Source organism: Amycolatopsis cihanbeyliensis, from assembly GCF_006715045.1.
GTDB classification, from domain to species: Bacteria; Actinomycetota; Actinomycetes; order Mycobacteriales; family Pseudonocardiaceae; genus Amycolatopsis; species Amycolatopsis cihanbeyliensis.
Map to the genome: position 1 here is coordinate 5,542,762 of NZ_VFML01000001.1, position 11,987 is coordinate 5,554,748.

8 protein-coding genes are annotated in these 11,987 nt (G+C 69.2%); 3 read left to right on the top strand and 5 right to left on the bottom strand.

Going from position 1 to position 11,987, the window contains the following annotated elements:
- Positions 1-40: 40 nt before the first annotated feature.
- The 5 genes from FB471_RS25335 to FB471_RS25355 form a co-directional block, all read right to left on the bottom strand.
- Entirely contained in the window at positions 41-976 is a 936-nt protein-coding gene (locus FB471_RS25335) for a ketopantoate reductase family protein (RefSeq protein WP_142000843.1), read from the bottom strand.
- A 31-nt stretch (positions 977-1,007) separates the two neighbouring features.
- Positions 1,008-2,843 (bottom strand): hypothetical protein, encoded by a 1,836-nt coding sequence (locus tag FB471_RS25340; RefSeq protein WP_142000844.1) that lies wholly within the window; start codon positions 2,841-2,843, stop codon positions 1,008-1,010.
- Between the two features lie 84 nt (positions 2,844-2,927).
- A complete protein-coding gene (locus tag FB471_RS25345; RefSeq protein WP_142000845.1) occupies positions 2,928-4,127 on the bottom strand; it encodes a hypothetical protein in 1,200 nt (399 codons plus the stop codon).
- Positions 4,124-7,054, bottom strand: coding sequence for a DEAD/DEAH box helicase (locus FB471_RS25350; protein ID WP_142000846.1), 2,931 nt, complete (start codon positions 7,052-7,054; stop codon positions 4,124-4,126). Before FB471_RS25350 ends, FB471_RS25345 begins: the two co-directional genes overlap by 4 nt.
- A gap of 9 nt (positions 7,055-7,063) precedes the next feature.
- Positions 7,064-8,479, bottom strand: coding sequence for an SEFIR domain-containing protein (locus FB471_RS25355; RefSeq protein ID WP_170220929.1), 1,416 nt, complete (start codon positions 8,477-8,479; stop codon positions 7,064-7,066).
- A gap of 181 nt (positions 8,480-8,660) precedes the next feature.
- Between FB471_RS25355 and FB471_RS25360 the strand changes: the two genes are divergently transcribed.
- The 3 genes from FB471_RS25360 to FB471_RS25370 all read left to right on the top strand — a co-directional run bounded on the left by FB471_RS25360 (position 8,661) and on the right by FB471_RS25370 (position 11,874).
- Positions 8,661-9,260 carry a toll/interleukin-1 receptor domain-containing protein gene (locus FB471_RS25360; RefSeq protein ID WP_170220930.1) on the top strand — a complete coding sequence of 200 codons (600 nt, stop codon included), beginning with the start codon at positions 8,661-8,663 and terminating at the stop codon, positions 9,258-9,260.
- 161 nt (positions 9,261-9,421) lie between these two features.
- On the top strand, positions 9,422-10,339 hold the full coding sequence (locus tag FB471_RS25365) for an AurF N-oxygenase family protein (protein WP_142000849.1): 918 nt from the start codon (positions 9,422-9,424) through the stop codon (positions 10,337-10,339).
- Positions 10,340-10,350: 11 nt separating this feature from the next.
- Entirely contained in the window at positions 10,351-11,874 is a 1,524-nt protein-coding gene (locus FB471_RS25370; protein ID WP_142000850.1) for an FAD-dependent oxidoreductase, read from the top strand.
- The last annotated feature ends 113 nt before the right edge of the window (positions 11,875-11,987 follow it).

Consider the following 11,987-nt stretch of genomic DNA (forward strand, 5'->3'; position numbering starts at 1 on the left):
CCTGGCGGCCCGCGGTCGCTGGGTCGTTCTGAATAACCCTCTATGCACCCGAAAGGTCAGTACGCCCCTCGCTGTGCACCGACAGGATGTCCGTGATCGCCCGGTTGCACGGCGTGGGAACACCGAGCGCGGCGCCGCGCTCGACCACGTCACCGCTGAGCCAGTCGACCTCGAGCCGGTTGCCGCGTTCGAGGTCGTGGTGCATCGACGAGGTCATGCCCGCGGACACCTGATCGGTGAAGGCGAGCCGATCGTCGGCGTAGTCGGCGGGCAGCGGCACTCCTGTGGCGCGCGCGACCCGCACCACCTCGTCCATCACGTCGCGAAGGAAAGCGCGAGCACGTGGATGGTCGCGGATCGGTCCGATCGTCGTGCGGGAGGTGCTGGTCGTGCCGGAAAGCCCGACCAGGAACACGAACTTCTCCCAGACGGCCTGCTCGATCCGGTCGCTGATCTCGACGTCGATCCCGCTGCCGGCGCAGGCGTCGCGGAACTCCCGCACCCGCGGTGAGATGGCGCCGTCGTACTCGCCGAGCACCAGCTTCTGCAGCGTGCCGGAGTGGCGAATGACCCCCGGCTCGGCGATCGTGGCGGCGATGTAGCACACCCCGCCGATGACCTGCGCGTCACCGAGGACGCGTCGCAGGATGTCGTCCTTCACCACGCCGTTCTGGAGCGACACCACACCGGTTTGCTCGGTGAGCAGCGGCCTGACGAGCTCGGCCGAGGCCTCCGTGTCCCACAGTTTCACCCCGAACAGCACCAGGTCGACCGGATCCAGCTCGGCGGGATCGTCGGTGACCTCGACCTCGGGCAGATGCGCGTCGCCGAGCGGGCTCTCCACCCGCAGGCCGTGCGCACGCAGCGCCTCGAGCTGGCGTCCCCTGGCCACGAAGGCGACATCGTGGCCGCCCCGCGCCAGCCGGGCGCCGAAGTAGCCGCCCACCCCACCGGTTCCCATCACCGCGATCCGCATGCGACCTCCTTGGCCCCACATTCAGCCCGGTCTACCGGCTACCGATCACCACGAGCTCATCGCACTGGCCGGTGATCGTTCTTCTCGTGCTGTGCAGCAGATTGTCCAGCAACCGCAGGCAGTGCGTGTCGCGGGTCTCCTTGCCGGCCGCGGTGGCCGCCCGGGCCTGCTCATGTGTGGCCCGCAGCAGGTGCGGCTGGACGATGGCCACTTTCGTGGGATCGCTGTCCAAGCGTAGCCGCAGCTGGTCGACGAAGTCGGCCGGCGCGATGCGCTGACCGTCGTGCCACGCCGCGTGCGCCGCGACGCGCGGCACGGCGAGCCTGTTGACGAGCGTTTCCGCGCGCAGGGAGGTCACGTTCTTCTCCGCCTGGCTGACGAGCTGCTCGAACCCTGTCACGGCGAGCCGCCTGGTTGGTGAGTCGCTCGCCGCGGCCTTGACGTGGATCGCCGTCAGCGTTCCGTCGTCGGCCAGGTGCAGGAAGTCGGCGATCTCGCCCGCGCCGTCGTCGCAGAGCAGCCAGCCGACCCCGAATCGGTGTACGACCCAGGCGAACAGGGAACTGTCGCCACCGATGCCGATCGCGTCGTGGATGGCCCGGTCTCCGTGCACCGCAGGCTTCTCCCGAGTGACCAGGTATCCACCGAAGTCCTCGAACTGGAGGTTCGTGAACGGTGCGTCGACCAGGCTCCGCCAATGGATGTGGCGCCCGTCGAAAGCGTGCCCGGATCCGTAGTACAGGGTGAGCAGGCCCCCGGTCGCGAGAGCGTCCTTGATCTGCGCCAGCTCAGCGCCCATCGGCGGACCGTTGTGCCGCACCTCGAGCCGGAACCCGCTGTGTGCCCTCACCGGGTTCAACATGAACGTCGCCTTGGCATCGCCGATCACCACGTCCAGCTCCGTGGTCGCCGAATCAGGCCGGCCACGTACCTCCATGGTTGCCTGGGCGAGCAACTCGGCGTAGCGGATCTCGTCCGCACCGGCATCGGCCTCGCCGCGCATCTGGTCAGGATCACTCACCGCGATGTCGACGGCGAACCTTACCCTGGCCAGGTCGGTCTCGGGCACGGCGAGCCCACCGAAGGGCAGCGCGGGCGAGGCCTCCGAGACAAGTTCCTTGCCCAGCATGTCGAGCGCTTCGCCGGTGGCGGCGAGGAACATCGGGAATTCTGTGGTCTGCTTCCAGGAGATCTTGGACTTGTCCGGCGACACGGTCAGCAGATCACGAAGGACGGCGGTGTCGTTGCCGGGCACGTAGTGGATCTTCGCGGCGCTCAGCGCGAAACCGCCGTCCTCCAGCGGATGCAATGCGTCCTGGAGTCGGAGGCCGGTCAGGGCTTTGCCGTCCGGCCTCGTGGCCCGGCGGCGGTGCACCCCGCGCATCCAGATCATCCGGCCGTCGCCGTGGAACGTTCCCGCCAGCACCTCGGCGGGGAAGAACCGGAACTCGGCGTTCCGTTCCACCCAACTCCTGAGCTGGGACTCGCTCGTGATGGTGGTGCAGACCGCGACGAGGCGGTTCCTTCGCGTGGCGAGGGTGAGGTGGTTGTGGAGATCGACGATGCCCGACTCCGCCATCGCCCACCCCGGGGAACGCACGACCTGGCGGTACACGCCGTAGAGACTGTCGAACCCGAGTTCCCGCAGAGTTCCCAGCGACTCGATCGCGTCGCCGGCCAGTTTGGTCACCTCGGCTCGCACCCGGCACGATGCCGCTCGCCCTCGCTTTCCCGCCGATTCGCGCAGGAACACTGTGAGGCTCGCGAACGCGATCTGCGGATCCTCGCCGGTGCATTCCAGCACCGTGATCGACAGATACGGGTTGAGCTCGGCCAGCGGCAGTTCCGGCAGGGATTCGTGGTCCATCGCCGCTGACGCTAGCTACGCGTGCCGCGCGAAACCATACTGGAAAAGGCTTCGTCAGCGGTTTGACCACAAGCTGTCCAATGGTCAATTCAAGCTGTCGAGGAGTAATACCAGTGCGTCCCGTCCCGCCGCGGCCGCCATCGCGCGCAACGCCGACAAGTCGGTCGACTCGAATCCCAGCTGCCTGCCCGCCTTCGTCGCGAGCGCGGTGACCTCGCCTGCCTTTCGCTGCCTCGCCCGGGCGAACGACTCCACCCGATCAAGGAACCCCTGCTCCCGTAGCTCCTTGTCCGCACACCAGATCCGTACGACGGTCGTGCTCAACGCTGCGAACGAGCCGAGGCTGGCGCACGGGATCGGCCCGGACGGCTCGAAGGCCGATCTCGGAAGCTCTACCTGCCACCCGCCGTGCGGGAACCGGACGGGCCGGTACCCGGACAGTCCTTTGCGCAGCAGCCAGCTGGTTATCCGGGTCCGCTGCTCCTCTTCTGTCGTGTCCTCGTTCGCGAGCGCGCCTTGGATCTCCGGGGCCTGCTCACACAGTTCGCTCAGCTCGGGGTCGGCGGTGTCGGCCGCCTGACCGTAGGCCAGGAAGCGGATCTTGCCGCCGGGTTGCACCGCACGGATCACGTGCACCGGCAGGAAGACACACTCCTCACCCAGGCTTTCCGGCCGGTCGAGGCGGTGCGGCAGGTTGTAGCGTTCCCGGTCGCGATAGCGGGCGAGTTCGGCCAGCGTTTCGCGGCGGAAACCCTTGGTCGTGGCGAGCAGTCGGAAGTCCTGGTCGCGCCCGTGCATGGCGCCGGCTTGCGCGAGCGTCAAGAAGGTGACGACCCCGGCGTCATAGTGCCGGCGGGTGAGTGGCAGCGAGGTGTACCCGTCGAAGTACAGCCGGCGGCGGTCCTGCCGTTCGACGACATAACACACCTGGTCGCGATGCGAGTTCCGGCCGAGGTCGGTCAGCGTGAGCCCGCCGTCCGGTGTCCCGGTGAGGTGACCGATACCGGCGAGGAAACGGATGGCGCGGTCGACCAGGACCTCGTCGAGCGAGAAAAATGCCGCGAGCTCGGCCACTGTGTTCAGGCCGCATTCGGCGAGACCTCGCTCGAGATAGCGGTCGATGAGCTCGTACGGCTTCCCTTCGACGGTCGTTGCCCTGACGTCGACCTGCCATACGGGCAGCAGCAGTGAGAACAACCTGACTGGGGTGAAGCCGTGCCGGAAAGCGGCGTCCTCCAGAGCCCGTTCCTTCCGGTAGGGCATGACGGCCTTGCCCGCGTTCACGGTGCGAGCTCCCCGAGCCGGTGCCAGATGTCCGTGCTCCGGCGGAGGTCGCCGTCGGCCAGGACGTGCTCGTGCAGCCGCCCGACAAGTTCGCGGAAGCCCGGATCCTGTGCGCGCGACAGCATCTCGAGATCGCCGACGAGGACGAGCTGCTGTTTCGCTCGGGTGAACGCGACGTTCGCGCGTCGTAGCTCGTCGAGAAAGCCGACCCGGGCGGCGGGGTTGCTGCGAGTGAACCCGTAGAGGATGACGTCGCGCTCCCCGCCCTGGAACGAGTCGACCGTGCCGACCCCCGACTCCACAATGTCCTGGTCGGGAATGTGCTCCTGGAGACGGCTGACGACGAGGCGCCGCTGCGCCGCATACGGAACGATGAGCGCCCATTCCTTCCCCCGGGTGTGATAGTGGGTGGCGAGCCTGCACAACAGATGTGCCTCCGCCGAGTTTTCCGTACCCTGTTCCGCGCGCCGCTCCCGGCGTTTGGCTTCCGGCAGATCGGAGGTGTCGACGAACGCCAGCGGGCTCGCGAAAACCCCGTCATCATGTACCCGCGTGACCATGGTCTGCAGCTTTCCGCCGTAGAAGGCCTCCGAGACGAAGTCCGCGACCGTCCTCGGCATGCGGCGCTGCTGGGTCAGCATGTCGACGTGGCTGCCCGGCAGCGCGCCGACGAGGTTCTCGAGCGTGCTCCGCTGCAGAAGTGCCCGGACCTCGGGATCGCGCCCGGCTTCGCCAAGCGACGCGAGTACCTCGTGCTCGACGATGGGCGGCAGCTGCCGATGATCTCCTACGAGCACCGCGCGCCGCGCGCGGACCAGCGGTACCAACACGTCCGCCGTGGCGATCTGCCCGGCTTCGTCGATGATCACGAGGTCGAACTCCTCGTCCGCGATCTCCGCCCGGGACGCGGCCCCGATGCAGGTCGCGCCGACGACGTCGGCGTATCGGATCAGTTCCGGATGCAACTGCTCGGTGTCGCCGGCGATGTCCTCCCGCCAGTCCGCAAGTACCGCGGCCCGCGCCGCCAGGAGCTGGAGCTGGGGACCGAGTCGCGCATGGAATGTGCTGAGCGCATCGAGGGCCTGCCCCGTCGCCCCGGGCTCGGCGGTGCCATCCACCGGCGGTACGGGGAGTACCGGGCCGAGGGCCCTGGCCAGCGCCGATGCGGCGGTGAGCGCTTCGTCCCGGCGTTGCTCGCCTTCGCGTACGGCCTGGTCCAGCCGCGCGCGTGCATCGCGGACCGCGGGCACGCCCCGGGTCACCCGCTCCACCTCCGCTTCCGCCTGGCTGAGTGCTTGCTGCGTGGTCGACGCTTCCTCGCTCAGCGCGGTCAGCCGCGCGCCGGCCGCAGCGAGCCGCCGCTGACGCGAGCGGGCGACGGCGTCGGTCAGGAGCCCGAGAACCGGCAGTCTCCGCCCAGCCCGAGCCATCCGCAGGCCGAGGCGTTCGGCCTTGCGGCGTACACCGATCGCCGTGCGCTCCAGTTCGGCGATCCTGGCGGCCAGCCGTTCCACGTTCTGCTGCGCCTGCCCGCCCGTCGCGCGGCGGTGCGCCGTCCATTCGGCACGCAGCTCGTGCTCGGTCGCGAGGGCCTCGGTCAGCTTGGCGATCCGCCGTTCGAGCTCGATGTGCCATTCGCGCGCGTGCGGTACTCCGGCGTAGCGCCCGAGCGTGCTGCCGGTCGCGGCGATGAGCTCGTCACGCAGGTCGGCGGCCCAGCGCTCGAGGAGGAACGGCCGGGCGTCCGGGTCGATCTTGCTTTCGTTGCCCATTCGCACCACGAGGACGTCCCGCGGCAGCTTGGCAAGGACGTTGTCGACCGCGCGGTTGGTGTGCGACGCGATCAGCACGCTGCCCCGTCCCGCCCCGAGGGCGTGCGCGCGGGCCATCTGACTGATGGCCCGCGTCTTCCCGGTTCCCGGCGGGCCCAGGACGACCATCAGGTCGCGCACGCCGAGCGACTTCCGGAACGCGGCCAGCTGGTCCGGGTCCAGCTCCTCGCCTGGTTCCGCGCGCACCGTGTCGATCGGCTGGACGTGGTGGTCGACCAGGACGTCCAGCAGCGACGAGTTTCGCGCCTGGCGTGCCCGCAACAGGGCGATCGCCTCTCGTCGCTTGGCGTACGCGACGTCGGTCACGGTCGGCATCAGCTCGCCCTGCTGGGCCAGCCGCTCCCAGTCCACCTGCCGGTCGAACCGGACGGTGACCTTGCCATCGGTCACTCGCGTGACATGCCCTCGCTGGTCCGGCTCGCCGCGCACCTGCACGAACGCGTTCCGCTCGGGCGTCACGCCGCCGACGATGTGGAACCGGTACATGCCGGCGGCGCTGTACCGGCGTTCCCCGACCGGCTCGACGGCGCGGTAGGGGAACGTCGGTAGCCGGCCGGCGTTATCGACACTCAGTCGGTGCACTGCGTCGTTCAGCCGGTCGAGTGCGTCGAGAAACCTGGTGTGCTGGGTTTCCAGTTCGGGAGTGCCCGCGGAGTCCCCCAGCTCGGACTGTAGCTTGTGCCATGCCTGCAACATGCCGTTCCAGCCGGCGTCCGCGCCCTGTGGCACCTGGCGGATCTCCGGCACCGGGCGCCAGACGGTGCGCACGAGCAGGCACCCCCTTGCCAGCTTGTCGTGCTCTCGCAACCGCAGTGGCGCGGCCCAGTTGACGTGGTACGCGTCGCCGCGACGGCTCAGCCCCAGCTTGACCACGTAAGCGTCCGTGTGCAGCTGCAGGCTGAAACCGGTGTCGCTGCCCTCCCACGGGGTGAACGTCACCGGCACGCCGTCGCCGCGGGCGGACAGGTCGGTGACGATCTCGTCGAGCCCCCGGGGGAGCGCCGGATGATCCTTCCGTTGCTTGACGATTCCCTCGTGCAGCTTCCGGCCCGGCACGAGGAAGATCGGCGCGCGCAGATCCACGGTTTTCAGCACCGGTGTCGTTCAGCCCCTCAGTGCGGTTTCGAGCTCGTCCATGCCGGGACGCCGCGCGGCGTCGCATGCGAGTGCGGCGTCGATCGCCGTGGCCGCCCGTGCGGGGACCCTGGGTGCGAGGGCATGGATCGGCAACGGCGTGCCTGGGTCGGGTGGGTGGCTTGTCACCAGGTGATAGGCGATCGCCGCGAGCCGGAAGACGTCGGTCCACGGACCGGCCCGGCCACCGTGCCGGCGTTCCTGTTCGGACGCCCGGTAGTCCGGCGGGACCTCGCCGGGGCGTTCGCCACGACCGGCGTCGCCGAGGTCCCGGAGCACGAACGTCCGGTCATCGAGCCGGAGAACACCCGCAGGGGTCAGCCGGCGGTGGGTGTGCCGCGTGGCATGCAGGACCGACAGCGACCGGGCGAGCCCGCCCAGCGCGCGAAGCTGGCCCAGCGCGTGCCAGGAATCGACCATCTCGCCCGGCCGTGGCACGAAGTCGGCCAACGTGCCGCACGGGTCGCCCGGGTCGCCGGAGACCGGCCAGGCGGTCACCAATGTGGTCACGTGCCCGTCCTCGGCCAGCTGGACCAGGCTGGGCAGGCCGCGGTCTTTTCCGCGCAACCGCACGAGGAGGTCTCGCTCATGTCCGAGTGCGGCGATCTCGTCCTTCGCCGCGGACGTGTCGTGGCGCAACGCCACCTGACGCAGCCACACGTGCTCGTGCGACCGGTCGAGCCGCAGGGCTCTGCCCTGGCTCCGTACGGCGGCGTGGTCCGCGACCGGTTCGCTCTCCAGGTCGCCCTGGACCAGGTAGACACTGCCGCCGATCCTCACCTCCGCGCCCGCGGCGATGACCCCGTCCGGTGCGGCGGGCGGGGCCGGTGTCGCGAGCACGATCGACTGTTCGGGTGGCAGCGGCGGGAAGTACGGCCCAAGCGGGGGCAGCGGGTATGGCGTTGAGCCGGTGAGCACGTGCAACAACTCGCCCAGGCCGGCGAGGTTGATCTCGGGAACCGCATACGACGTCGTCGAGTATGGGCGTAGTACCTCGGGGAGGTCGTCGGGATCGCCGCAGGGAAGCACGACCGGAAGGATGCGACCCAGGTCCTCCTCCGGGCCGCGGGCCAGGATGTTCCTGATCATCGCGGCTTCGACGTGCGTGAGCTGTCCTGGTGCGGCCGAATAAGCCTTGTCCAGCACCCTCTTGTAGGCGGGCGACGCGATGACGACGATGAAGTCGGCCTCGTCGATCTCCTGGAGCGCCCAGGCGACCCGGTCGCGTCGCTGCGCCTGGAACCACTCCTCGATTCGCGCGTCCACACCGGCGTCCGTCCGCAGGAAGGTCGCGAAATCCCGCGCCGCCGTCTCGTGCTCCACCGAATCCCGTGCGAACGAGACGAACACCCGCGGGGGCACCGCGGCCTCGTCAGGCTCCCGCACCAGCACCTGTCCCTTCGCTCCAGCCTGTGATCGACGCGGCCACAAAGGTCTCACGGAAGGTAGTTGGCAGACAGCCGTATCTCGAAACTGTCATTGATTTGTCCAGCCGCTGCCGCGTGAACACCCGTACGCGGATTGCTATCGTTCTCGACCGGCACGCGAGCGTCGAAGAGGGACACCGTTGACCAGCCCATACGTCTTCATCTCCTACACGCACGACAGTGACGAGCACCGCGACGACGTGCGGGAGCTCGCCACCCTTCTCGTCTCGTCCGGGATCGGCGTGATCCTCGATGAATGGGCGGGGGTGGCGCGCAAGGACTGGTATCCCTGGGCACTGGACGGCATGTCCGGCGCCGACTACGTCCTGGTGATCGCGTCGGAAGGTTACCGCCGGATGGGCGACGGCACCGGCCCGAACGACGCGAACTACGGCGGCCGGGTCGAGGCCGCCTTGCTGCGGGACTTCCTGCAACGCGATCGCGACCGGTGGACCAGGAAGATCCTGCCCGTGTTGCTCCCCGGCCACTCGGTCGCGGAGATCCCGGACTTCCTCCAACCCTATGCCGCCGACCATTACCCGGTCGTGTCACTGACCACGAGCGGTGCCGAAGGGCTGCTACGCGCGGTCACCGGCCAGGCCGCGCACATCCGGCCGCCGCTGGGGCCGCTGGTCAGCCTCCCACCCAGGTCCGGTCCGGGAGCAGGAACGCCCGAGGCACGAAGGGACTCCGGGCAGCCCCGCTGGACGGCGCCGCCCGAACCGCCACCGCCGGTCTGACGGTCGACCATTCCGAGAAGGCCGCCTGGACCTGGACAACCGACGAAGCTTCCCAGGACACCGGACTCGCCGTGAACTCGACACTGTCGGACCCTGCGGGTGTGTGTTACTGTTGGTAACAGTAAATCCTGGTAACAGTAAGAAGCCGTCAGGGAGTCGCCATGACCAGCGTCGACAGTCACCAGCGCGCGGACGCGCCCCAGTCCGACCGCCAGTCGGTCGCGCAGCGGCTGCTGGACTCCTCGGAGACCTTGTCGTACGACCCGGTCACGGAGGTCGACTGGGAGACACCGCTGGACACGAGCTACCACGGCGCGAGCCCGGAGTGGAGTACTCTGTACGGCACGTCGTACTGGAAGGAGATGACCCCGGAGCGGCAGCGCGAGCTGACCCGCCAGGAGGCGGCGTCGGTCGCCAGCACCGGGATCTGGTTCGAGATGATCCTGCAGCAGATGGTGCTGCGGGACTTCTACGCGAAGGACCCGACCGATCCGGCGTTCCAGTGGGCGCTGACCGAGATCGCCGACGAGTGCCGGCACTCCATCATGTTCGCGCGAGGCGCCGCGAAGCTGCGCGCGCCCGCCTACCGGCCGCGGCGGATGGTCGTCGAACTCGGCCGACTGTTCAAGACGGTGGCCTTCGGGGAGGCCGCCTACGCCGCGATCCTGGTCGCCGAGGAGGTCCTCGACGTCATGCAGCGGGACTGGATGCGGGACGAGCGGGTGGCGCCCTTCGTCCGGACGGTCAACAACATCCACGTGGTCGAGGAATCGCGGCACATGAAGTTCGCCAGGGAGGAGACCAAGGAACGGCTGGAGGGCGCAGGACGGCTGCGGAAGCAGATCAACGCCCTGGTCGTCGCCATCGCCTCGTACTTCATCGTCACCAGCATGGTCAACAAGAAGGTCTACGCGAACGCCGGGCTCGACACCAAGCGGGCCCTGCGGGAGGCCGCGGCGAACCAGCACCACAAGTCGATGCTGCGCTCGAGCTGCGCTGGGCTGATGGAGTTCCTCAACTCGGCCGGGCTGCTGACGAAGGCGTCCATGTGGTTCTACAAGCGTGCCAATCTGATCTGAGCCACTGAGCAATGGCCTTCGCGATCACCCAGACCTGCTGCAACGACGCCTCCTGCGTCGCGGTGTGTCCGGTCAACTGCATCCACCCCACGCCGGACGAGCCCGACTTCGGCAGTACCGAGATGCTGTACATCGACCCGGACAGCTGCATCGACTGCGGCGCCTGCGCGGACGCGTGCCCGGTGGACGCGATCTTCCCGGTGGACGCACTGACCGGGCCGTTCGCCGCATACGCCGATGTCAACGCCGAGTACTACGCGAACCAGAGCCCGGCCGCCGGGGAACTCGAGTCCTCGCCGAACTTCCACGCCTGGAGCCAGCCGACCTTCACCCGCACCGTCCCCAGCGACTTCGACCCGCTGGACGTCGCCGTGGTGGGCACCGGCCCCGCGGGCATGTACGCGGTCGAGGATCTCCTGCTGCACACCAATTCCCGGGTCACCCTGATCGACCGCCTTGCCGACCCCGGCGGCCTCGTCCGGTACGGCGTCGCGCCCGATCACCCGTCCACGAAGAAGATCGGCGAGGTGTTCGCGCGCTTCTACACGCATCCCCGGCTCCGCCTGCGCCTCGGCGTCGAGGTGGGCCGGGATGTCACCGTCGAGGAGTTGGCCGCCCGGCACGACGCGGTGATCTACGCCGTCGGCGCCTCCTCGGCCCGCAGGCTCGGTGTCCCCGGCGAGGACCTGGCCGGCAGCGTCGCCGCCACGACCGTGGTGGGGTGGTACAACGGTCACCCGGACGTGCCGGCGGACACGATCGACCTGTCCGCGGAGCGGATGGTGGTGGTGGGTAACGGCAACGTCGCCCTCGACGTGGCCAGGATCATGACCGCCGACCCCGGCACGCTGCGGGGCACCTCGATCTCCCCGCAAGCCCTCGCCATGCTGGAATCCAGCAAGGTCCGCGAGGTCGTGCTGCTCGGGCGCAGGGGGCCGGAGGCAGCCGCGTGCACCAGGCCGGAACTGCGCGCGCTCGCCCAGCGGGAAGGCGTCGACCTCGTCGTCGACGTGGCGGACCCGCGTACGGCGCGGGCCATCGATGCCGCCGCCCCGGCCGACAAGGCCGGACTGCTCGGTGGCATCGGCAGGGAGGAAGTCGACTGGTCCGCGGCACCCAGGGACGGGCGCAGGCGTATCGTGCTGCGGTTCCACTCCGCGCCGGTGGAGATCCTGGGGGACAGCCAGGTACGGGGGCTGCGCGTTACCGGCACCGGCGGCGAGGTGGAGATCACCGCGGGCCAGGTCGTGCGCGCGATCGGCTACCACGGAACCCCACTGCCCGGCCTGCCTTTCGACGAGGAGACCGGCACCGTCCCGCACTCCGGCGGGCGCGTGCGGGAACGGCAGGGGACCTACGTGGTCGGCTGGGTCAAACGCGGCCCCTCGGGTGGCATCGGCGCCAACCGGACCTGCGCGCGGGAAACGGTGAGCACCCTCATCGACGACGCGGTCGCGGGCCGCCTGCGCACCCCCGACCGCCGCGGGTCACGCCTGGCCGCGCTGACCGCGCCGCTGCGCGGGCGACGCCGGTAGGACCGTGAAACCAGGCGCCGAAAACTGATCGCGCTCCGTGCGTGACATGCTTGTTCCAAGCAAATTGTTGTGCAGGCGTTTTGCCGGTTACCCAGAAAACCGAACGCTCATCC

Coding starts and splice junctions, on each gene's coding strand:
- FB471_RS25335 (WP_142000843.1), bottom strand. CDS start 976: ATGCGGATCGCGGTGATGGGAACCGGTGGGGTGGGCGGCTACTTCGGC.
- FB471_RS25340 (WP_142000844.1), bottom strand. CDS start 2,843: ATGGACCACGAATCCCTGCCGGAACTGCCGCTGGCCGAGCTCAACCCG.
- FB471_RS25365 (WP_142000849.1), top strand. CDS start 9,422: ATGACCAGCGTCGACAGTCACCAGCGCGCGGACGCGCCCCAGTCCGAC.
- FB471_RS25370 (WP_142000850.1), top strand. CDS start 10,351: ATGGCCTTCGCGATCACCCAGACCTGCTGCAACGACGCCTCCTGCGTC.